The 22718-nt window shown below is 67.7% G+C and carries 18 protein-coding genes; 12 read left to right on the plus strand and 6 right to left on the minus strand.

Annotated elements, in window-relative coordinates; translation table 11 throughout:
• Positions 1 to 22 precede the first annotated feature (22 nt).
• From HFGMBDPB_RS24410 to HFGMBDPB_RS24425, 4 genes are all read right to left on the minus strand, one after another.
• The gene (locus HFGMBDPB_RS24410; protein ID WP_047326045.1) at positions 23 to 1360 is read right to left on the minus strand and encodes an MmgE/PrpD family protein; all 1338 of its coding nucleotides are present in this window, start codon (positions 1358 to 1360) and stop codon (positions 23 to 25) included.
• A 72-nt stretch (positions 1361 to 1432) separates the two neighbouring features.
• Positions 1433 to 3535 carry an acetate--CoA ligase family protein gene (locus HFGMBDPB_RS24415; protein ID WP_212646468.1) on the minus strand — a complete coding sequence of 701 codons (2103 nt, stop codon included), beginning with the start codon at positions 3533 to 3535 and terminating at the stop codon, positions 1433 to 1435.
• A gap of 4 nt (positions 3536 to 3539) precedes the next feature.
• Complete coding sequence (locus tag HFGMBDPB_RS24420) at positions 3540 to 4331, minus strand: enoyl-CoA hydratase/isomerase family protein (protein WP_212646469.1); 792 nt, start codon at positions 4329 to 4331, stop codon at positions 3540 to 3542.
• Between the two features lie 33 nt (positions 4332 to 4364).
• A complete protein-coding gene (locus HFGMBDPB_RS24425) occupies positions 4365 to 5342 on the minus strand; it encodes a tripartite tricarboxylate transporter substrate binding protein (RefSeq protein WP_016453777.1) in 978 nt (325 codons plus the stop codon).
• 274 nt (positions 5343 to 5616) lie between these two features.
• Between HFGMBDPB_RS24425 and HFGMBDPB_RS24430 the strand changes: the two genes are divergently transcribed.
• The 3 genes from HFGMBDPB_RS24430 (at position 5617) to HFGMBDPB_RS24440 (ending at position 8429) form a co-directional block, all read left to right on the plus strand.
• Positions 5617 to 6405 (plus strand): IclR family transcriptional regulator, encoded by a 789-nt coding sequence (locus HFGMBDPB_RS24430; protein ID WP_074923052.1) that lies wholly within the window; start codon positions 5617 to 5619, stop codon positions 6403 to 6405.
• Positions 6406 to 6520: 115 nt separating this feature from the next.
• Positions 6521 to 7363: an alpha/beta fold hydrolase gene (locus tag HFGMBDPB_RS24435; protein WP_189354077.1), complete on the plus strand. Its 843-nt coding sequence runs from the start codon at positions 6521 to 6523 to the stop codon at positions 7361 to 7363.
• Positions 7364 to 7436: 73 nt separating this feature from the next.
• Positions 7437 to 8429 (plus strand): Bug family tripartite tricarboxylate transporter substrate binding protein, encoded by a 993-nt coding sequence (locus HFGMBDPB_RS24440; protein ID WP_017406504.1) that lies wholly within the window; start codon positions 7437 to 7439, stop codon positions 8427 to 8429.
• A 29-nt stretch (positions 8430 to 8458) separates the two neighbouring features.
• On the opposite strand, the gene HFGMBDPB_RS24445 is transcribed toward HFGMBDPB_RS24440, so the two are convergent.
• A complete protein-coding gene (locus tag HFGMBDPB_RS24445; protein WP_016450162.1) occupies positions 8459 to 9358 on the minus strand; it encodes a LysR family transcriptional regulator in 900 nt (299 codons plus the stop codon).
• 118 nt (positions 9359 to 9476) lie between these two features.
• Here HFGMBDPB_RS24445 and HFGMBDPB_RS24450 point away from each other — a divergent pair, with 118 nt between their 5' ends.
• Positions 9477 to 10274 (plus strand): SDR family NAD(P)-dependent oxidoreductase, encoded by a 798-nt coding sequence (locus HFGMBDPB_RS24450; RefSeq protein WP_016450161.1) that lies wholly within the window; start codon positions 9477 to 9479, stop codon positions 10272 to 10274.
• A 94-nt stretch (positions 10275 to 10368) separates the two neighbouring features.
• Here the strand turns inward: HFGMBDPB_RS24450 and HFGMBDPB_RS24455 are convergent, their stop codons facing one another.
• Positions 10369 to 12327 carry a sigma-54-dependent Fis family transcriptional regulator gene (locus HFGMBDPB_RS24455; RefSeq protein ID WP_016450160.1) on the minus strand — a complete coding sequence of 653 codons (1959 nt, stop codon included), beginning with the start codon at positions 12325 to 12327 and terminating at the stop codon, positions 10369 to 10371.
• Between the two features lie 320 nt (positions 12328 to 12647).
• On the opposite strand from HFGMBDPB_RS24455, the gene HFGMBDPB_RS24460 reads away from it, so the two are divergent.
• The 8 genes from HFGMBDPB_RS24460 (at position 12648) to HFGMBDPB_RS24495 (ending at position 22542) form a co-directional block, all read left to right on the plus strand.
• Positions 12648 to 14450, plus strand: a complete 1803-nt coding sequence (locus tag HFGMBDPB_RS24460; protein ID WP_212646470.1) for an NAD(P)/FAD-dependent oxidoreductase — start codon at positions 12648 to 12650, stop codon at positions 14448 to 14450.
• A gap of 69 nt (positions 14451 to 14519) precedes the next feature.
• A complete protein-coding gene (locus HFGMBDPB_RS24465; RefSeq protein ID WP_016450158.1) occupies positions 14520 to 15587 on the plus strand; it encodes a 2,3-butanediol dehydrogenase in 1068 nt (355 codons plus the stop codon).
• Between the two features lie 264 nt (positions 15588 to 15851).
• Positions 15852 to 16796 carry an RNA polymerase sigma factor RpoH gene (gene rpoH / locus HFGMBDPB_RS24470; RefSeq protein WP_016450157.1) on the plus strand — a complete coding sequence of 315 codons (945 nt, stop codon included), beginning with the start codon at positions 15852 to 15854 and terminating at the stop codon, positions 16794 to 16796.
• Between the two features lie 96 nt (positions 16797 to 16892).
• Complete coding sequence (locus HFGMBDPB_RS24475) at positions 16893 to 17885, plus strand: Bug family tripartite tricarboxylate transporter substrate binding protein (RefSeq protein ID WP_209798726.1); 993 nt, start codon at positions 16893 to 16895, stop codon at positions 17883 to 17885.
• 33 nt (positions 17886 to 17918) lie between these two features.
• Entirely contained in the window at positions 17919 to 18665 is a 747-nt protein-coding gene (locus tag HFGMBDPB_RS24480) for a sterol desaturase family protein (protein ID WP_046241516.1), read from the plus strand.
• Positions 18662 to 19597 carry a fatty acid desaturase gene (locus HFGMBDPB_RS24485; protein WP_212646471.1) on the plus strand — a complete coding sequence of 312 codons (936 nt, stop codon included), beginning with the start codon at positions 18662 to 18664 and terminating at the stop codon, positions 19595 to 19597. Before HFGMBDPB_RS24480 ends, HFGMBDPB_RS24485 begins: the two co-directional genes overlap by 4 nt.
• Before the next feature lie 15 nt (positions 19598 to 19612).
• A complete protein-coding gene (locus HFGMBDPB_RS24490; RefSeq protein WP_212646472.1) occupies positions 19613 to 21574 on the plus strand; it encodes a 3-oxoacyl-[acyl-carrier-protein] synthase III C-terminal domain-containing protein in 1962 nt (653 codons plus the stop codon).
• Positions 21574 to 22542, plus strand: coding sequence for a DUF6999 family protein (locus HFGMBDPB_RS24495; RefSeq protein WP_212646473.1), 969 nt, complete (start codon positions 21574 to 21576; stop codon positions 22540 to 22542). Before HFGMBDPB_RS24490 ends, HFGMBDPB_RS24495 begins: the two co-directional genes overlap by 1 nt.
• Positions 22543 to 22718: the final 176 nt, after the last annotated feature.

The following is a 22718-nucleotide window of genomic DNA, read 5'->3' on the forward strand; positions in this document are numbered from 1 at the left end:
CCGCCCCCGGGCTTGCGCCTTGTCAGACCGCAAGACCCCGCAGGCAGCTCGCCCGCTCAAGCCCCCAGATGTTTGACAGCAGCTGCCGGGCACGTCCCGCGCCGGCGACGGGAGCGGCAAGCTCCATGAACTTGTCCTCCAGCTCCCCATCCGACAACGGCAGTTCGGGATCGCCCTTGCGATCGGGCTGCAACCAGACATGGCGGCGTCCATCCCTGGCAACGATTTCCAGGCGCGCCGATCTCTTTCCCGGGAAGGCCCTATCGATTTGCGGGTCCACCGAGACCTGGACGCGCTCGAGCATCGCGCGCACGGCGGGATCGGCCAGGCGCTCGGGGGTGTAAGCGGACATTCGCACGCTGCCATGGACCAAGGCCGTCGCCACCACGAACCGGAGACTGAAGCGCGCTTCGTTTTCGGTCACGGGATCGGTGTAGCAGGCGATATCCAGGGCCGGGCCATAGGTGGCCACGGCCACGCTGCAGATGTCGTCCGCCCGCAGGGCATGCTGGCTGCGCAGAGCCAGCGCGGCGTCGATGGCCGCAAAGGTATGGCCGCAGCCGACATGGTTCTTGAAGGTGAGCCGGGTGATGTGGAAGTCCCTGCCCAGCGTGTCCCCGATGCCTGACCAGTCGGGTCCGTCGCTGACAGCGCGGCCCAGGCCCGACTCCCCCTCCAGCACATCCAGCGATCCCGTCACCCCCCTGTGCGCGAGTTGCGCAGCCAGCAGGCCGGCCTCCGCTGCGCGCCCGGCATGCAGGGGCTTGGACATCGAATCCATGCGAAATGCCTGCTGCAGACCCGCAGAGAAGGTGGCCGCCGTGGCCAGTGCATGGGCGAATGGCCCTGCATCCAGCCGCAGCGCATACCCTGCGGCCGCCGCTGCCCCGAAGACGCCCACGGTGCCGGTGTTGTGCCAGAAGCGGTAGTGGGCCCGGCCCAGGGTCACTCCGATGCGGGTGGAGACCTCATAGCCCAGCACCACGGCACGCAGGAATTCCAGGCCACTGGCCCCTGCCTGCTGGCTTGCCGCCAACGCCGCTGCAATGGTTGCGGCCCCGGGGTGGTACATGGCATCGCGGAAGCTGTCGTCCACCTCGGCGGCATGGGCCGCCGAGCCGTTGAACAGTGCCGCCGCCCGCGCCGTGGCCATGCGGCCGTTTCCAAGCCGGCAGGACCCGCGGTCCAGATCCTCGGCAAGCACCTGTTCCAACTGTGCAAGAGGCGCGCAGCCCAGGCCCGGGAACAGGGAGGCATACCAGTCGATCACGGCCCGCTTGGCGTGGTGGATGACGGTGTCGGGAAGCTCGGTGCGTTGGTATCGAGAGGCAAATTGTCCGAACACTTCGGTCGCATGCATGCGTGGTCTCCTGGATGAACACTGGCCGGGGCAGTCTCACTTTTTTGGCACAAATGTGCAGTGGCCGGCCCCTCAAGCCAGAACCAGCACACCATCCGCAGCGCACACGCCCTGGCCCTGCGGCAGCACGAACACCGGGTTGATCTCCGCCTCGATCACGCGGTCGCCCAGTTGGGCGGCCATCGCAGAGAACGCGACGATGGCATCGGCCAGGGCATCGACATCCGCCTTGGGGCGGCCGCGAAAGCCGTCCAGCAGCGGCCAGGTCTTGAGCTCCCTGGCCATGTCCAGCGCTTCTGAGCGGCTCAGCACACCCAACTGTGTCCCATCGTCTGGCAGCAGGCGCAGCGTGGTGTCCTGGAACAATTCGGCCGCAACGCCCCCCATGCCCAGCATCACGGCGGTGCCCAGCGCATCCTTGTGCAGGCCCAGGATCAGCTCGGTGCCGCCGGTCACCATCTGCTGCACCAGGAACCGGTCCGGGCGCACACCCGCCCTGGCCTGCACGTCGGCCACCATCGCGCCCAACCGGGCACCTATGGTCTGCGCCGTCAGGCCGACGGCGACACCGCCCACATCGCTCTTGTGCGTGATCCGGGACGAAAGGATCTTGAGCACCACCCGGCCGCCCAGTTCGCGCGCGGCGGCTTCGGCCTCTTCGGCGGTATGCACCACGCGCTCGGCCGCGCACGGCACGCCGAAGCGGCGGAAAACGGACTTGGCCTGCGCTTCATCGAGGCAGCCGACGGGCAGATCCGGTTCCTGCAGGGTGTGCTTGCCGACGACCAGCTCGGAAGGCGCACCCTGGAAGCCGTTGACTCGCAGCATGCCCGCCAGCGCGGCCGTGCAGCTTTCCGCCGCAGCGAAGGCCGGCACGCCGCGTTGCGTGAGCAGCGCGCCGATTTCCGGCGCATGCGGGCTGACGTAGGCCAGCACCGGCTTGTCGGAGTGGGGCAGGCAGTCCTGGATGGCGCCGGCCAGCAGCTCGGGCATGGCCAGGCTGGAGGAGCCGACGATGATGACCAGCGCGTCGTAGCTGGGGCTTGCCAGCAGGGCATTGATGGCGCCGCGCAGCAGGTCGGGACGCAGGCCCGCCAGGGTCACGTCGATGGGGTTGCGGTCCAGCACGGCTTCGCTGCCGGTCTGCAGCGCGCGCAGTGCATCGGCCGTCGCCTCGTCCGGCGCAGGCGTGTCGAATCCGGCCACGCCCAGATCGTCCGACACCAGGGTGCCCGCACCGCCGGTGGAAGTCAGGATGGCGATACGCCTACCGCGCAGCCTGCGGCCCGTGGCCAGCGCAGCGGGCACGTCCAGCAGGTCGGCAAAGCTGTGCGCACGGATCACGCCGACCTGGCGGAACAGCGCGTCGTACATGCGATCGGCTCCGGCCATGGCGCCCGTGTGCGATACGGCGGCCTTGGCGCCGGCCTCGGAGCGGCCGATCTTGAAGGCCACCACGGGCTTGCCGGCACGCGCGGCCTTCAGGCAGGCGGCACGGAACCTGGCGGGATGGCGCACCGTTTCCACATACAGCGCGATCACCTTGGTGGCCGGGTCATCGGCCAGGTGATCGATGAAGTCGGCCAGTTCCAGATCCACTTCATTGCTGGTGGAAATGAGCTTGGACAGCCCGATGCCACGCGCGGCGGCGCGCGACAGCAGCGAGCCCAGGATGCCGCCGCTTTGCGAGACGACGCCAATGCCTCCGACGGGGAACTCGTCCATCTCCAGCGCGCCCGAGGGCGACAGCACGATCCGGTCGGTCAGGTTGACCAGGCCGATGGTGTTGGGCCCCAGCAGGCGCATGCTGCCGGCCGCCTCGATCAGCTGCCGCTGGCGGTGCGCCCCGTCCTCGCCCGTTTCCGTATAGCCGCTGGCCAGCACGATGGCTGCCGCGCAGCCCAGCGCCGACAGCTCCCTGACGGCCTGGTGCGCACGCTCGGCGCCCAGCAGCACCACGGCCACATCGGGCACTTCAGGCAACGAGGCCACATCGGGATAGCAGGCCAGATCGCCGATGCGCTCCACGCGCGGATTGACGGGAAGAATGCGGCCGGCAAACCCGTGCTTTTGCAGGTAGGCCACCGGGCGGCCCGTGGTCTTTTTCAGGTCGGCAGAGGCGCCTATGACGGCGACACTGCGCGGCGACAGCAGCTTGGCAATGGCTTCGCTCATGGCATCACTCCTTGGCGGCCGTCTTGGCCAGGAAGGCCTCCACCGATGCGCGGTGTTCACTGCTGGTGTAGCAGATGCCCTGGGCCTGGCTTCCCTGTGCGAAGACATCGTGCGAAGACAGCTCGAAGCTCTGGTTCAGGATGGTCTTGGTCAATGCCAGCGCGGTGGAAGAAGCCGAGGACAGCTCGCGCGCCCAGGCCTGGGCGTTTGCCACCAAGGTCTCGGCGCTGGCCTGGCGGTCCACGATGCCCAGGGCCAGGGCTTCCGGCAGCTTGACCTGGCGGCCCGTGAAGATCAGCTCCTTGGCCTTGGCCAGGCCCACGCGGCGCGGCAGGAAGTACATGCCGCCGCCGTCGGGGATGATGCCGCGCAGCACATAGCTCCAGGCGAAGCTGGCCCACTCGCTGGCGATGACGAAATCACAGGCCAGCGCCGTGTCCGCGCCCAGGCCCGACGCTGCGCCGTTGACGGCGGCGATCACGGGCTTGGGCATGGTGTGCAACAGGGCCTGGACGTGGTGCACGCGCTGCTGGCGCTGCCAGCCGTTGAAGCCCACCTCGCCCGCAGGCGCATTCATGCGCCTTTGCATTCCGGCAATGTCCCCGCCGGCGCAAAAGCCCTTGCCCGCGCCTGTCAGCACCAGGGCCTTGATGGCCTTGTCTGCCGCCACGCGCTCCAGGGCATCGATGAACTCGGTGCGCATGTCATCGCTCATGGCGTTGCGCTTGTCGGGGCGGTTCAGGGTCACGGTCGCCACCGCATCGGCGACATTCAGTTGGATCAGTTCGTAGTTCATGGCGTGCTCTCAAGGCGATCGCGGGCAATGCGATCAATCGGGATGGATGTTGTTTTGCCTGACGATCTGGGCCCAGCGCTTTTCCTCGGCCTGCACATAGGTGTCCAGTTCCGCCGCCGGCCCGGCATTGACCACCAGGCCTTCGTGTTCCAGCTTGCGAACGAAGTCCGGCGAACGGGCCGCCTTGCGGGCCGCAGTGTTCAGGCGCTCGATCACGGCAGCGGGCGTGGCGGCCGGCACGTACAGGCCGTACCAGCTCTCGACGCGGTAGCCCGGGACAGTGACGGCGATGGGCGGCGCATCCTTGAAGGCCGCAGACGGCTCGGCAGTGGTCACACCCAGCACGCGCAGCTTGCCGTTGTCGATGAAGGTGGATACCGCCGCCGCGGTGGCAAACATCATGTCCACCTGGCCACCCATCAGATCGGTGAGTGCCGGGCCTGCGCCACGGTAGGGCACATGGGTGATCCTGACCTTGGCCAGGTTGGCAAACAGCTCACCCGCCAGATGCGCCGACGTTCCTGCGCCCTGCGAGGCATAGGTCAGCTTGTCGGGACTGGCCTTGGCGGCGGCCATCACGTCCGCCACCGTCTTGTACGGGCTGGCGGCGGGCACCACCAGCACGTTGGGGCCGCGGCCGATCAGGATCACCGGCGCGAAGGCCTTGTTGCTCCCGTACGGCAGCTTGGCCTGCAGCGCCGGATTGACGGCGTGCGCGAAGGAAGCCACGACCACGGAGTAGCCGTCCGGCGCGCTCTTGGCAACGTTGTCGGTGCCGATGATCGTGCCGGCACCGGGCTTGTTGTCCACGATGACGGGCTGGCCCAGGTCCTTGGCCATCTCGGCCCCCAGCGTGCGTGCGATCAGGTCGGTTCCGCCACCGGGCGCGAAGGGCACGACGAGGCGCACGGGCTTTTCCGGGAAGGCTGCAAAGACTGCGTTGCAGGCAGTCGCGAGCACGGCAATGAGCGCAATGGCCCTGGCGCAACGGCGGGCGGCGAAACGAAGCATGGTGTGTCTCCTGGTTCTATGGGCAGAGGTCCGTTCCATGCGCAAGCGTTGCGATGACGCTGGCGACGGATTGGTGAAAGCTTAGGGAAACGCACCGCAGTTGTGATCCCCCATGTTCCAACCAGTGAAACCGCACAGCGAGCGCGCCAGGACTTGCGTTTTCATCTGCCATCCTTTCGGTGGAATACTCCACGCCATCAGGCGCCCGCGCCTGTGCAGCAAGAACCAGGCTTTCAACCGAGGATGAACCGGTCCTCCCGCAGGCGGCAGCAACATGACCCACAGGCGATCCCCCATACTCCATGACAAGCCCGGTCAGTCCCCGAGCAACCGCTCCCTGGAAAGAGGCATCGAAATACTCCGTGCGTTCAGGCCCGGGTCGGAACTGCTGGGCAACGGCGACCTGGTGGAACGCACCGGACTGTCCAAGGCCACCGTGAGCCGGCTGACGCAGACCCTGGTGGGCTGCGGCATACTGCAGGCCGATCACCAAAGCCGCGCCTTTCGCCTGGCTCCCGCTGTCCTGAGCCTGGCGCACGCCATGCGTACCGGATCGACAGTGCTGTCGATGGCGGCCCCCCTGATGCGCACCCTCGCCGAGACACGCAGGATCAACGTGGGCCTGGCCTGTCCCGACAGGGACGAGATGGTCTATCTGGAATCGATCCGCTACAACCGCCGGATTGTGCTCAGGCATGTGGTGTCGGGTCAGCGCGTGCCCATGGAGCTGACGTCGCTGGGCCGTGCCTACCTTGCCGTGGCGCCGCCTGCCAGGCGCAAGGCACTGTTCGACAGCTTCAGGCTCAAGAGAGGCGCCCAATGGCGCGACCTGGAAAAACAGATCCAGGCGGCCATCAGGTCCGTGAAAAGCCAAGGCTTCTGCGCTGCATCGTGGCAGCCGGAAGTGGTTGCACTGGCCACGCCGCTGGTGACACCCGATGCCATCTATGTCCTGAACTGCAGCGTGTCCACGACGGAGCCTGTGCCAGCCATCGTGCAGGAGCTGCACCCGGCGTTGCTGCAGCTGGGCCGCCAGATTCAGAGCCTGCTGGAGAAACGGTGAGGTTTGCCCGCCGTTCCACGCACCTGCGGGCGGCCCGCTTTGCATAGGGAAAAAACATAGCTGATATAGGCTGCATTGCCTTATCGCAATGGCGCCCGAAACCCAGACTGGCGGCATGACAAACACCCATCTGGAGACAACCGGCGTCACTCGCCGGCTCGTGCGCTACCGCCCGCAGGCTGCGAAGGACGAGATTCAAATCGAGTATGCGGACCAGGGCGCAGGGCCGGTCGTCTGCATGCTGCCATCGCTGGCCCGTTCCGGCCGGGACTACGACGTCGTTGCCCGCCATCTGCAGGCGCAAGGGCTGCGGGTACTGCGCCCCGAGCCTCGGGGCATAGGCCAAAGCCGTGGCCCCATGCAGGGGCTGACGCTGCATGACTTCGCAGCCGACGTCGCGGCCGTCATCGACCACGAAGCCACCGGCCCTGTCGTGGTCGTGGGTCATGCCTGGGGCAGCCAGCCGGCGCGCATGCTGGCGGCCGACAGGCCGGACCTGGTGCGCGGCGTCGTCATGGCCGCCGCCTCGGCAGGCAAGCTGCCGCCGGGATCGGACGAAATGCCGTATGGCCGCCTGCGGGACGCAATCGACGGCGCGGGCGATGCACGGCTGTCCAGGGAGCAGCGCCTGGACTGCCTGCGCCGCGCCTTCTTTGCCCCGGGACATGACCCCAGCGCCTGGCTGGACGGGTGGAACGCCCAGGCCCATGAAGCGCAAGGCCATGCACGGCGCGTCACGCCCGTCGATGACTACTTCAGCGCAGGAACGACCGTTCCCATACTGGACCTTCGGGCCGAACATGACGCGGTCGTGATCCCCCATGTGATGAAGTCCTGCCTGGGCGAGCGGGTGACGGAACAGGTGATTGCCGACGCGGGCCACGCCCTGGCGCCCGAGCAGCCCCTTGCCATGGCAGACGCCATTGCGGCATTCACGCGCCGCGTGTACGCCGCCTAGGCCAGCCCTTGCCCGCAAGACACCCGGCCCCTTCGGGGATGCGCCGGACAGAAACAGTGCTCAGGAGACAACGATGACCATCCACACGCCCGCAGCCGCCATCAGGAAAACCTGGAAGATCGCCATGACCTGTGCTGCCTGGGCCACCTGCACCCTGGTGGGCGCGCAAGACTATCCGGGCAAGCCGATCCGCATGGTGATTCCGTACACGCCGGGTGGCTCGATCGACACCGTGGGCCGCCTGGTGGCCGACCAACTGCAAAGGCAGCTGGGCCAGGCCATCGTGATCGAGAACGTTCCGGGGGCTTCCGGCCTGTTGGGAACCCTGCAGGTCAAGAAGGCCAAGCCTGACGGATACACGCTCATCTTCAATGCCTCCAGCCATGCCTACCTGCCGCTGGTCAGTTCCAAGAAAACCTATGACGCCGAGCGTGACTTCACGCCCGTGGGGCAAATCGGGTACGTGCCGCTGATCGTGGCGGTCACCAACGAGTTGCCCGTCAGGACCGTGGCAGAGTTCGTGCAACTGGCCAGGGCCCATCCAGGCAAGTACACCTGGGCGACTTCCGGCCTGGGTACCACCAGCCACCTGAGCGAAGAGATGCTGAACCGGGCCCTTGGCCTGCAGATGGACATCGTCGCCTACAAGGGTGCCGTTCCCCAATTGACGGACGTGATCGGCGGCCATGTCTCCGCGGCCATCTCGCCCATGCCGGGTGTCATGCCCTTCGTGCAGGCCGGCCGTCTGCGGCCCCTTGCCGTCACCAGCAAGACCCGCGTCCCGTCGCTGCCCGATGTGCCGACGCTGGCGGAGGGCACCATTGCCGGGTTCGAGCTCCTGTCCTGGTACGGAATCTGGGGCCCGGCCGGCCTGCCCGCAGACATCACCCACAGGTTGAACACCGAAATTTCAAAGGCCGTGGAGGCGCCGTCGCTGAAATCCAGGTTCGCCGAACTGTCCTTTGTCCCCGCGAAGTCCAGTCCTGCGCAGTTCCGGAAATTGATCGCTGACGACCTGAACAAGATCGGCAAGGCCGTCAGGGAAGCGGGCATCCGCATCGACTGACCTGCCGCTTCCGATCCGGGAGGCATGCCCTACACGGCGCGGGCGCCCTTGCGAAAGTCAAGCTCGCGCAGCAACTTGGCGGTTTCCGCGATCAGCCGGTTCGCGGGACGCGCCCTGGGCATGGCCAGCACGAGCTGGTTGCGTATGGCCGGCGGGCCGATGGGCGCAGACTGTATGCCAGTGCGGGCACCGGCCAGATTCAACGCACTGTCCGGAAGAATGGAGCAAGCCAGTCCCTCCTCCACCACGGACAGCGCCGTGTGCACGGCCCCCACCTCGGCCACCACGTTCAGCCGGATCTTGCGCGGCAGCAGGACGGCGTCCACGAGGCTGCGTATCGGGTTATGGGTGCCCGGCAGCACCAGCGGAAAGTCCGCCAGGGCCGAAAGGCCGATGCGCGAAGGCAACCGGTAGCCCTTGGGAGCCACCAGCAGCATGGACTCGCGCATCAGGGGTTCGTAGGACAGCAGGGGCGTCGGAGCGGGGTCGAACATCAGACCCAGGTCGATGCGGCCCGCAATCATTCCCTCACGCAAGGACAGGCTCAGCCCCTCCACCACCGAAAGCAGTGCATGCGGCAGCCGGCGCCGGAACTCCCGTATCAGCGGCACGGCCAGGCTTGCCGCCACCCGGTGGGGCAGGCCCACGACCACGCTGCCGACGGGCTCGGCATGCATTTCCTTGAGATCGGACAGCGCCTGGCTGGCCGAGTTGAGCATCGTGCGTGCATGCGACAGCAGTGTCTCCCCGGCCGCGGTTGCTGCCACGCCGCGCCCTGTCCTGTCCAGCAGCCGCTGCCCCAGCTCCTCTTCCAGCAGTGCGATCTGGCGGCTCACGCTCGGCTGCGCCAAATTCAGCGCCACGGCCGCGCGGCTGATGCTGCCGTGCTCCACCACGGCGACGAAGTACTCCAGTTGGCGCAGATCCATAGGTATTCAACATAGCTGGTATAGGCGCCATCCAGTTTAACTTTGCCGGCATCGATCGCAAACTGGCCTGCATCGCCGCTTGCCACAGCGGCTCCACCGTGTCACATGAGGAAAGCCAATGAGCAGGTTCAAGTCCAAGATAGCCATCGTTACGGGGGCCGGATGCGTGGCAGCAGGCTGGGGCAACGGCAGGGCCATGGCCGTGCGCCTAGCGGAGGAAGGCGCGAAGGTGCTGGCGGTGGACCGTGACCAGGCGCGGCTTGACGAAACGCTGTCCCTGGCCGGCGAGGCGGCAGCGTCCATCACGACCTGCATCTGCGATGTCACCGACTCGTCCAGCGTCAAGGCCATGGTCCAGACCTGCCTGCAGGCCTGGGGCGTCCCGGACATCCTGATCAACAACGTGGGCGGCTCCGCAGCCGGCGGCCCCATTCAGCTGAGCGAGCAGGACTGGGACAGCCAGATCGACATCAACCTCAAGAGCGTCTTTCTGACCTGCAAGCATGTGCTCCCGCACATGGTCGAACGCGGCAGCGGCGCCATCGTCAACGTGGCGTCCACCTCGGGCCTGCGCTGGACCGGCAGCGCGCAGGTCGCCTATGCGGCCAGCAAGGCCGGCGTGATCCACCTGTCCCGCGTGGTGGCCGTGCAGCATGCGCCTGACGGCATTCGCGTGAACACGGTGGTGCCGGGCCAGCTGCACACCCCCATGGTGCAAGCGCGGCTGGCCAGGCAGCGCACAGGCGGCGATGTGGAGACGCTGCTGGCCTCGCGGGTCAGGCGCATCCCGCTGGGCTTCATGGGCGATGGCCGCGATACCGCCAGTGCCGCCCTGTACCTGGCCAGCGACGAGGCCCGCTTCGTGACGGGAACCGAGCTTGTCGTGGACGGCGGCATGACCGCACGCTGCGACTGAAATTGCACTGCGACTGACCTGCGCTGCGACCGACGGGCCGATCGCTGCGGCCAGCCGCCATGGACATCGCATGGGCCCTGGGGCGAAGGCCGTGCTATGTCCCGCGCCAATGGGCATGCCGCACGCCAAGCTGCAGTTGCTGGATGCGCCGGTGGATGGTGGAGCGGCTGACGCCGAGCTGGCGCGCCGCCTCGGAGACATTGCCCTGGCATTGCGCAAGCAGCTGTTCCAGCGCCTGTGCGGCGGGCTCGCCGGCATTGCCAGCCAAGGCGGTGCGCGCTGGGGCGCGGTGCAGCGCATCGTGCAGGTGGTCAGGCAGGTGGTCGGGCTCGATGGTGCCGTCGCCATCGTGGCCGCACAGGGCTGCGGCGTAGCGCAGCGCGTTGTGCAGCTCGCGCAGGTTGCCGGGCCAGGCGTGCGCGGCCAGCACGGCGCGGGCTGCGTCGCCCAGGTGCAGGTGGCTGCCCAGGGTGGCCAGCATCTGGTCGGCAATGGTCTGCAGGTCGCTGCGCTGGCGCAGCGCAGGCAGGCGAAGCTCGGCCGCGTTGAGGCGGTACAGCAGGTCTTCCCGGAAGCTGCCACGCCGCACCAGCTCGGCCAGCGGCTGGTGCGAGGCCGAGATGAAGCGCACCGCCACCGCCCGTGGCGCGCGCGCCCCCAAGGGAGTGATTTCGGATTCGGACAGCACCCGCAGCAGCTTGGCCTGCAGGGCCAGGGGCATATCGCCGATCTCGTCAAGGAACAGCGTGCCCTCGTGTGCCGCAGCAATCAGCCCTTCGCGGCCCTTGCTGGCGCCGCCGGTCCAGGTGCCGGGCAGGTAGCCGAACAGCTCGCTCTCCAACAGTGCCTCGGGAATGGCTGCGCAGTTGATGGCAATGAAGGCGCCGCTGCGGCCGCTGGATGCATGCAGCGCACGGGCCAGGTATTCCTTGCCCGCGCCGGTCTCTCCCTGCACCAGCACGGGCAGCTCTTGAGGTGCGAGCCGCGCGGCCTTGCGCAGCAGCGTCTGCAGTGCGGCATCACCCGTGTCCAGCGCCTGCAGCGCAGCAGGCAGCGGGGGCTGCGCCGGCCTTGCCTGCGCTTGCAGGCGGCGTGTCCGGCGCTGCGGCTCCATGGCATGGGCGAAGAGGATGCTGCCGTCGCGGGCGCGGATGATGCGCTCCTGCGCCGGGCGATTGCGGCGCAGCTCGGACAGGTGGCGCAGGTCCACGTCGAAGAAACGCTCCAGCGGCTGGCCGATGAGGCTCTTGCGCTGGCGCCAGTCCAGTTGCGCGGCCGCTGCCAACAGCCGCGCGCCCGCGTGGGTCATGGCGCGGATGCGGCCACGTGCATCGACGCTGATGGAGGCGTCGGGATCGACGTCGAGGAAATCGGGCGACTGGGCCAGGCGCACCACCCAGTCCTGGCCGGACTGCGCCATCAGGTTGGCCTGCTCCACGCGCCGCGCCGCGGCCATGACGAGGTTGAGCGCCAGGTTCTGGCTGGCCCGCTCGGCAGGTGAGCGCAGCAGCGACAGGTCCAGCACCGCCGCGAGTTCGCCGCGCATGTCGTAGATGGGCGCGGCCGTGCAGGACAGGCCGGTGTGGGTGAAGTCGAAATGGTCGCTCTGGTGCACCGTCAGCGCCTCGCCCGTCTCAAGGCAGGCACCCACGGCCGAGGTGCCCGAGTGGTCCTCGCGCCATTGCGCGCCCAGATACAGGCCCGCGCGGCGCAGGTCGCCCTTGTCGGCCTCATGCCCCAGAAAGTCCACGGCCACGCCATGCCGGTCCGCCAGCAGCAGCACGTAGTCCAGGCCCTTGAGCTGCTGGTACAGCCGCTCCAGCGCATGGCGGGCGATGTGGATCAGCGGCTCGGACTCCTCGCGGTGCGCGCGCAGCTGGCCTTCGGTGACGATGTGGGCTTCGCTGGTATGCGCCGGGTCGAGCCGGTGGGAGTCGATGCAGCGGCGCCAGCTGCGCAGCACGGCGCGGTCGCGTTCCTGCCCGCGGTGGGAGTAGCCCAGGCCGAAGGCTTCGATTTCCTGGATGTGCGAGGCGTAGGACTGCAGGGGCATGGCGTGGAGTCGATGCGGGCTTTGAACGTACCGCAGACGATTCTGTGCCCTGTGCGGCGCAGCGCCAATCAAGACTTACCCACTGCCCCTGCTGCGCTGCAGCACGCCTGGTGCGACAGGTGTCGCAGGGCTGCCCCACCTGTCGCGGGCGGCAATGCCGGGCAGTGGGTTGCAAGGCGCAGGGTTTGTACCGGAGGCGCGCAGGCAACCCCTTGATTTGCCTGGCGCATCCTGCCGCCGGGCCTGCCTGGCATGGTGATTGCGTAAGAGCGCCTGCCCGAAGAAAAACCAGCGGGCATGACCGCATCAAGGAGACAACCATGACCGATACGACGCCCAACGCCCGCGCCAAGGCGATGCTTGACCAACTCAACCATGCCCTGGGAGACCGCGACTTCGCGGCCGCCAGCCGCCTGTTCGCCGACGAATGCTACTGGCGCGACCTGGTGCTGCTGACCTGGAACATCAAGACCATGGAAGGGCGCAGCCAGATCGCCGACATGCTGGCCGCGCAGCTGGACGCCGCTGCGCCCGTGCGCCTTTCGCTGGACGAGCGCGAGACGGTGGAGGAGGCCGATGGCGTGGTGTCCGCCTGGATCGTGCTCGACACGCGCCATGCGCGCGGCGGCGGCCATGTCCGTATCAGGGACGGGCGCATCTGGACGCTGCTGACGGCCGCCCAGGAGCTCAAGGGCCATGAGGAACCCATGGGCACGCGCCGCCCGATGGGGGCCGAGCACGGCATCCGGCGTGGCCGCCAGACCTGGCTGGAGCGCCGCCAGCAGGAAGCCCAGGAACTGGGCCGCGACAGGCAGCCTTTCGTGCTCGTCATCGGCGGCGGCCAGGGCGGCATTGCGCTGGGCGCGCGGCTGCGCCAGCTGGGGGTATCGCACATCGTCATCGACCGCCAGGCGCGCCCTGGCGACCAGTGGCGCAACCGCTATAAATCGCTGTGCCTGCACGACCCGGTCTGGTACGACCACCTGCCGTACATGCCTTTCCCGGACAACTGGCCCGTGTTCGCGCCCAAGGACAAGATCGGCGACTGGCTGGAGATGTACACCAAGGTGATGGAGGTCAACTACTGGCCGTCCACCAACTGCCTGAACGCCCGCTTCGATGAGGTCCGGCAGGAATGGGAAGTGACCGTGGAGCGCAATGGCGAGACGCAGGTGCTGCGCCCCAGGCATGTGGTGTTCGCCACCGGCATGTCGGGCAAGGCGAATGTGCCCAAGATCAAGGGCCAGGACATCTTCAAGGGCGAGCAGCAGCACTCGTCCCAGCACCATGGCCCGGACGCCTACGCGGGCAAGAAGGTGGTGGTGATCGGCGCCAACAATTCCGCCCACGACATCTGCGCGGCCCTGTGGGAGCACGGCGCCGATGTGACCATGGTGCAGCGCTCGTCCACGCACATCGTGCGCTCCGATTCGCTGATGGACATCGGCCTGGGCGACCTGTACTCGGAGCGCGCCGTGGCCAGCGGCGTGACGACCAGGAAGGCGGACCTGATCTTTGCCTCTCTGCCCTACCGCATCATGGCCGACTTCCAGGTGCCGGTGTACAACCGCATCCGCGAGCGCGACGCTCAGTTCTACCGCCAGCTGGAGGCGACCGGCTTCATGCTGGACTTCGGGGATGACGACTCGGGCCTTTTCATGAAGTACCTGCGCCGCGCCTCGGGCTACTACATCGACGTGGGGGCCTGCGATCTGGTGATCGACGGCAGCATCAAGCTGCAGGCGGGCAAGCAGATCAGCCACCTGTCGGAAAACGCGGTGGTGCTGGCCGATGGCACCGAGCTGCCGGCGGACCTGGTGGTCTACGCGACCGGCTATGGCTCCATGAACGGCTGGGTGGCCGACCTGATCAGCCAGGAGGTGGCGGACAAGGTAGGCAAGGTCTGGGGCCTGGGCTCGGACACCACCAAGGACCCGGGACCGTGGGAGGGCGAGCAGCGCAACATGTGGAAGCCCACGCAGCAAGAGGCGCTGTGGTTCCACGGCGGCAACCTGCACCAGTCGCGCCACTACTCGCTGTACCTGGCGCTGCAGCTCAAGGCGCGGCAGGAAGGCCTGCCGGTGCGTGTCTATGACCTGCAGCAAGTTCATCACCTGCGGTAAGGCCGAATAATCGCCATGGGGCGGCTGTGCCGCCCGCCAACCCAGCCTTGCAAAACAGAAAGTTCAATCATGAAAGCAGCACGTTTCCACGACCGGGGCGACATCCGCATCGAGGACATCCCCGAACCCGTGGTGGAGCCCGGCACCGTGGGCATCGAAGTGGCCTGGTGCGGCATCTGCGGCACGGATCTGCATGAGTTCATGGAAGGGCCGATCTTCATCCCGCCCTGCGGCCACCCACATCCCATCTCGGGCGAGTCCGCACCCATCACCATGGGGCATGAGTTCTCGGGCGTGGTGTACGCCGTGGGCGCAGGGGTGGACGATATCCAGGTCGGCCAGCATGTGGTGGTGGAGCCCTACATCGTGGCCGACGATGTGCCCACGGGGCCGGGCGACAACTACCACCTGTCCAAGGACATGAACTTCATCGGCCTGGGCGGGCGCGGTGGCGGGCTGTCCGAGCGGATTGCCGTCAAGCGCCGCTGGGTGCATCCCATCTCCGATGCCATTCCACTGGACCAGGCCGCGCTGATCGAGCCGCTGTCCGTGGGCCACCATGCCTACACCCGCAGCGGAGCGAAGGCCGGCGATGTCGCACTGGTGGGCGGCGCCGGCCCCATCGGCCTGCTGCTGTCGGCCATCCTCAAGGCCAAGGGCCTGACCGTCGTCATCACCGAGCTCAGTGCCAAGCGCAAGCAAAAGGCGCGTGAATCGGGCGTGGCCGATCACATCCTGGACCCCTCCGAGGTGGACGTGGTGGCCGAGGTGATGAAGCTCACCGGCGGCAAGGGCGTGGATGTGTCGTTCGAATGCACCAGCGTGAACAAGGTGCTGGACACGCTGGTGGCCGCGACGAAGGCCACGGGCGTGGTGGTGATCGTGTCCATCTGGAGCCATCCGGCCACCATCAACGTGCACAGCGTGGTCATGAAGGAGCTGGACGTGCGCGGCACCATCGCCTACTGCAACGACCACCAGGAAACCATCAAGCTGGTCGAGGAGGGCAAGATCAACCTCGAGCCCTTCATCACCCAGCGCATCCAGCTCGATGACCTGGTGGCCCAGGGCTTTGACACGCTGATCCACAACAACGAGTCGGCGGTGAAGATCATCGTGCAGCCACGGTTCAAATAGCCGCTGGGCACCGCGACTGCACGAACCTGGATCTTTCGTGCCGGTCGCCGGCGGAGCCGGGCGCAAAGGGGTCAAAACCCGGCGGGGGCCGACACATGCCTCCCGCCGGCAAGCAGGGTTTCCAAAAATCGCTCAGACTAGCCAGAAGCGACTTTTGCAGTGCCGAAGATTTCTGCAACCGACTGAAAAACCCGCGGAACTTCGGCTTTAGCACTCAATCCTAACGAGTGCTAATATGAAGGAATGGAAGAAAGGAACTCTGCAATGACAAACGCCTCCGGCTCCATTGCGACCACCTTGGCGCCCGCTAACCCCTGGGCCCTGGTGCCGCCTCTGGGCAATCTGGATGCCTACATTTCCGCGGTCAACCGCCTGCCCATGCTCACCCTCGAGGAAGAGCAGGACTACGCCCGCAAGCTCAAGGAACACAGTGACCTGGACGCCGCAGGGCGTCTGGTGATGTCCCACCTGCGCCTGGTGGTGTCCATCTCGCGTCAGTACCTGGGTTACGGCCTGCCGCACGGCGACCTGATCCAGGAAGGCAACGTGGGCCTGATGAAGGCCGTCAAGCGCTTCGATCCCGATCAGAACGTGCGCCTGGTGAGCTACGCCATGCACTGGATCAAGGCCGAGATCCACGAGTACATCCTCAAGAACTGGCGCATGGTCAAGGTCGCCACGACCAAGGCCCAGCGCAAGCTGTTCTTCAACCTGCGCTCCATGAAGCAGGGCCTGAAGTCCGACGCCGCCATGGCCGAGGACGGCGCCATGCTGCGCGACACGCTGACCTCCGGCGAGATCGACGCCATGGCCGAGAAGCTCAACGTCAAGCGCGAAGAAGTCATGGAGATGGAAACGCGCCTGGCCGGTGGCGACGTGCTGCTGGACCCCTCGCCCAGCGATGATGGCGAGCAGGCCTTCGGCCCCATCGCCTATCTGGCCGACGGCGCACATGAGCCCACGGCCATGATCGAGTCGCGCCAGCGTGACCATCTGGCCACCGACGGCATTGCCATGGCGCTGGATTCGCTGGACGACCGCAGCCGCCGCATCGTCGAGGAGCGCTGGCTCAAGGTCAACGATGACGGCTCGGGCGGCATGACGCTGCATGAGCTGGCCGCCGTGTATGGCGTGAGCGCCGAGCGCATTCGCCAGATCGAGGTGGCTGCCATGAAGAAGATGAAGAAGGCCCTGGCCGAATTCGCCTGAAAGCGTGAAGGCCTGGGCTGACAGGCCGCTTCAAGACAAACCCGGATAATCTCCGGGTTTTTTATTGCCCGCAGCCTTTGCGGCCCCCACGCACCCATGCCCGCCCGCGCCATCTCGCCACTACGCCGCCTCTTCGCCAATGCCTTGGCCACCGCCCTGGCTTCGGCCCTGCTGCCTTGCGCCGCCGTGGCGGGCGACCAGTGGCCCAGCAGGCCCCTGCATCTGATCGTGGGCTTTCCCGCGGGCTCCTCCCCCGACCTCACGGCGCGCGCCCTGGCCGAGCCGCTGGAAAAGCGTCTGGGCCAGCCCGTCATCGTCGAGAACAAGGTGGGAGCAGGCGGCAACATTGCAGGCGAGCAGGTGGCCCGTGCGCGCGATGGCCATACCTTCAGCGTGATGATCAACGGCAACCTGACGATTGCCCGCCTGCTCAACCCCGCAGTGCGCTACGACCCCGTCAAGGACCTGCAGCCCGTCAGCCTGATCGGCGTGGCGCCCCTGGTGCTGGTGGCGCCGGCCGGCGCGCCCGAGGGTCGGGCCTTCCTGGAGGCCGCTGCCCAGGCCGGCAGCCGCTGGAGCTACGGCTCGCCCGGCGTGGGCACCGTGGGCCACCTGGGCATGGAGCTGCTCAAGAGCCGCTCCGCGCTCAGGCCCGAGCACATTCCCTATCCCGGCTACCCGCAGGTGTTCAACGCCATCCAGGGCGGCGACCTGCAGCTGTCCATGCTGCCGCCCGCGCTGGCCATGGCCCAGGTCCAGGCCGGCAAGCTGCGCGGCGTGGCCGTGACCTCGGCCGCGCGCAGCCCGCTGGCGCCGGGCCTGCCCAGCCTCAAGGAGCTGGGCGTGGGCGATTTCGACCTGGAGATCTGGAACGCCGTGGCCGCGCCCAAGGCCATGCCCGCCGCCCATGTGCACAAGCTGGCCGAGGCCGTGAGCGAGATCGTGCGCTCGCCCGAGATGCGCGCGCGCCTGGCCGCCCAGGGCTGGCAGGCCGTGGGCAGCTCGCCCGAAGGCCTGGCCCTGCGCATGCGCCAGGACGTGGCGACGCTGGGCCGCATCATCCGCGAACAGGGCATACGCGCACAATGATGCGCCCAGTGACGTGCTCTCTTTGACACCCCCATGACCGCAGCCCAAGCCTTTGCCGAACTCAATGCCTGGCAGGTCATGGCCTGGGGTCTGGCCTTCTTTGGCGTGCTCTACCTGGCCGGTGGCTGGGGCATGTCGGCGCTCACGCGCTGGCTGGAGCGGCGCGGCGTGGGCCGCGTGCTGGACACGCGCCCGCTCAAGCCCGACCAGTTGCAGCGCGAATGGCGCCAGTCGCTGCATTCGGTGCTGATCTTCGGCATCGGCATGATCGTGCCCTGGGGCCTTCTGCAATTGGGGTGGGCGCGGCTGGAGCCCGATGCAGGCCCATGGCGCATTGCCATCGAAGTCGTGGTGCTGCTGATCTGGAACGATGTGCATTTCTGGATCAACCACCGCCTGCTGCACACGCGGCTGCTGGGGCGCTTTCATGGCGACCACCACCGCTCCATCGTCACCACGCCGTGGTCCACCTACAGCTTCCATCCCATCGAGGCGCTGATGCTGGGCAACGTCATCCTGCTGCCCATGGTGGTGCACGACTTCAGTTTCTGGTCGCTGGCCTCGGTGCCGGTGCTCAGCCTGCTGCTGAACGTCATAGGCCACTCCAACTACGACTTCTTTCCCGGAGTGTCCGACACGCATGCGCTGGCCGCCAGCCGGCGCCACCACCTGCACCATGCCCGGCCCAACGGCAACTATGGCTTTGCGCTGGCCTTCATGGACCGGCTGATGCGCACGCGCGTGGCCCTGCCCGCCACGGCCCGGCCCAGGACGGAATGAGCCGGCCGCCTGCTCGCCACGTCCAGCCACGGCTGCCCCGGCTGCGCCACGGGCGCGACCTGCAGTCGCTGGCCTATCTGGTGGCGCTGCCGCTGATCGTGTGGTGGCAGTGGCAGCATGGCTGGAACCTGTGGCTCTACGGAATCGAGCTGTTCCTCACGCTGGGCGTGGGCGTCATCCACCACAACCACACGCATTTGCGCATGTGGCGCGGGCGCTGGGCCAACCGCTTCACCGACTACTGGCTGACCCTGCTGCAAGGCCACCCGACCTTTGTGTTCTGGCCCGCCCATGTGGCCAACCACCACCGCTACCGCCACGGCCCGCGCGACATGGCACGCACCTACCGCTTCGGCGGCGACCACAACCATCTGCTGGGCTACCTCCTGCACCCGCTGCAGGCCGGCTGGGTGCTGTACCCGCTGTTCCTGCGCTGGCTGGGCCAGCTGCGGCGGCATTGGCCCGGCGCCTTTCGCTACTGCATGGGCCAGTACCTGCTGTGGCTGGGCAGCTGGGCACTGCTGCTGTCGCTGGATTGGCAAAAGGCCTTGCTGCTGGTGATCGTTCCCCAGCTGCATGGCCTGCACTGGCTGCTGGCCACCAACTACCTGCAGCACGCCCATGCCGATGGCCGGCCACTGACGCGCGGCCAGCGGCTGGACAGCGCCACGCCACTGAACTACGCGCGCAACTTCGAGGGCTGGGTCAATCCGCTGCTGTTCAACATCGGCCTGCACACGGCCCACCACGAGCAGCCCCAGGCCCACTGGTCCGAGCTCACGCGCCTGCACGACCTGCACTATCGCCAGCGCGTGGCCCCCGCGCTCAACGAAGGCGGACTGCTACCCTACATGGCCCGCGTCTTCGTGCTCGGCACGGTCTGGCCGTCGGCGCGCACGCGTGCGCAAATGCCTCCCGGAACATACGACTGATACGACCCTGAACCCATGCCCGTCGCCTATTCCAACGTCTATCTGCATGCCGCAGGCATGTTCCTGCCCGGTGAACCCGTGGACAACGCAGGCATGGATGCCTACGTGGCGCCGCTCAACCGCCTGTCCGAGCGCCTCAAGCGCCGCATCCTGGCCGAGAACGGCATTGTCCAGCGCTACTACGCCATCGACCCCGAAGGCCGCACCGTCCACAGCAACACGGCCATGGCCGCCCAGGCCATCCAGGACTGCCTGGCGCAGGCCGGGCGCGCGCTGGGCGATGTGGGCTTCCTGGCCAGCGGTTCCTCGGGCGGCGATGCGCTCATGCCCGGCTTTGCCAGCATGATCCAGGGCGAGATGGCCGCGCCGCCCATGGAGACCCTGTCCGTGCACGGCGTCTGCGCCGCCAGCGTGGGCGCGCTGCAGGCAGCGGCCCAGGCCGTGGACCGCGCGCCCGACTCGCTGGCCCTGGCCGTGGCCAGCGAAATGCCCTCGCGCCTGTTCAAGCGCTCGCGCTTCGCGGCACAGGGATACAACACGGATTTCGACGCCCACTTCCTGCGCTGGATGCTGTCCGATGGCGCAGGCGCCGTGCTGCTGGGCGGCCCGCAGGCCCTGCCCGACGCGCCCGGCCTGCGCCTGAAGCTGCGCTGGACGCACCTGCGCAGCTTTGCGGGCGACTACCCGGTCTGCATGCAGCTGGGCCTGACGCCCGACCGCGCCACCAGCCACCTGGACTTTGCCGCCTGGGGCGATGCCGAGGCCGCAGGCGCGCTGTCGCTGCGCCAGGACATCCGCCTGCTGCCGCACCTGTTCGATGTCTGCATCCACGAATACGCCCACCTGGCGCACACGGGCTGGGTGCCCGGGCGCGGCATAGACCACTTCCTGTGCCACTACTCGTCGGAGCGCTTCATCCCCGTGGTGGACGAGCTGCTGGGAAAGGCCCAGCTCGGCATCCCGCGCGAGCGCTGGTGGAGCAACCTGGCCTGGCGCGGCAACACGGGCGCGGCTTCCATCTTCGTGATGCTGGCCGAATTCCTGCGCACGCAATCGGCGCGCCTGAAGCACGGCGACACCGTGCTGTGCTTCATTCCCGAATCGGGCCGCTTCACGGCCGGCTACATGCTGCTGGAAGTGGAGGATGCGGCCCAGGCTCCCACCGCCACCCCGGCCACCGCCGCAGCACGCAGTGCCACCGCCGAAGCTCCCGCTGCCCCGGACCTGCTGCCCGATGTCTCCACCATCGCCCCGCCCCACGACCCGAACCAGGCCCCGGCCACGCTCGCGCCGCTGCTGACCGAACTGGCCAGCCTCTGGCAGGACTACCGCTCGCGCGTGTGGCGCACGCCGCTGCTGCAGCGCATACGCACAGGCAGGCTGCAGACGGCGGACTACGTGCGCTGGATGAGCCACTGGGTTCCCCAGGTGCGAGAGGGCAGCCTGTGGATGCGCGAGGGCGCGGCCTCGCTCACCGGCGAACATGCGGCGCTGGCCGCGCTGATCGACGTGCATGCGGGCGAGGAGCAGAACGACTTCCGCATCCTGCACGAGGACTACCTCAAGGCCGGTGGCACCGAGACCGACCTCACCCGCCTGCGCCGCAACCCCGGCGGCGAGGCGCTCAACGCCTATCTGCACGGCCTGGCCGCCACGCCCAATCCGATCGGCCTGCTGGGCGCCATCTACATCATCGAAGGCACGGGCCAGCGCATCGTGCCCAGCCTGCTGCCGCTGCTGCGCGCCAGCCTGCCGCTGCCGCCCGATGCCTTCCGCTTCCTGGAATACCACGGCGCCAACGACGAACACCACCTGGAGCGCTGGCTCATGGCCGTGCAGATGGTGATGGCGCTGGACGACACAGACGACACAGACGGCAGCGGGGGCACGGCGGCGCAGGCCATCGTGCGCACCGCGCGCCACACGGCGGCGCTGTACCTGATGCAGTTCGAGCATGTCCTGACCGAGGAGAACTGATGCCACCGCCAGACTTCATCGACCAGCCCCACGACGAGCGCGACCCCAGCCCCTGGCGTGCCCTGTACCTGGACCAGAGCACGCCGCTGCCCGACGACGTCAAGGCCGCCTGGCTGCGCGACTGCAGCAGCGGCTCGCGCCAGTACCTGCTGCCCTTTCTGCGGCCGCTGGCGCGCACCAGCATCGTCCTTATCCAGATCCTCAAGGTGCTGCTGCCGCGCAACTGGGCCCACTCCAGGCTGCTGCACCGGCTGCTGGCCTTCAGCATGAACCGCTTCGTCTCGCCCGAGGCCAACTGGCTCATCCTGCGCCACTTCCACCTGGGCTCGCAGATCCTGGCCTTTGTCGCGGCCAATGCGCCCACGCCCGTGTCCACCACACCGCTGGAGCCGGACAACATCGACGACATCAAGGACGACCTGTTCCTCAGGCACGACCTGAACCTGTTCAACTTCGTCATCCGCCTGAACAACGCGCTGCGCGCCGCAGGCCAGGAACTGCAGCCGGTGGCCGAGCCCGACTTCTCCATGCTGCGCAACCCGCCCCTGCGCCTTGAGGACATGCCGCGCGGGCGCCTGAACCTGCTGGACCTGCAAAGCGCCATCGAGGTCTACACGCCCGTCTACCAGCTGCTGCTGACCGACAACGACTTCTGGCGCGCCAGCAACTCGCTGCAGCTGGACGAGACCGTGGCCATCTATGCGGCCAAGATCCTCGCCTCGCCCGAGCACCTGGTCATGCTCAACAACAAGCACCCGCTGGTGCCCCTGTCCACCCTGCGCGCCGGCCACCGCCTGGTGCTGCACGGACTGTCCACCGAAATGCTGCACTGCCTGCTGATGAAGGTCGCCAGCGGCGACATCCCCCTGCCCGCACGCGAGCTGGCACGCATGCGCGAAGCCGCCCGCGCCCACGGCAGCGAAACGGCCAGCGGTGCCGACCATGCCAGCAGCACGGCAGCCGTCTGACCCAGGTCAAGGAACAGCGGCGGATTGATGCCATCTGGCGCGAAAACGGTTACATCACGTTGCATTCAGCCGCAGGGCCCGCTAGCCTGCACGGCTTCGCCCTGGCCGCACGCCCGGGTCCCTGCCAGCGCCGGGGCGCCTCCTGCCCTGGCTTGCGGCGCCTTCGAACCGTCCGT

The sequence above is a fragment of the Delftia sp. PE138 genome (assembly GCF_018320755.1).
In the GTDB taxonomy this organism is placed as follows: Bacteria; Pseudomonadota; Gammaproteobacteria; order Burkholderiales; family Burkholderiaceae_C; genus Comamonas; species Comamonas tsuruhatensis.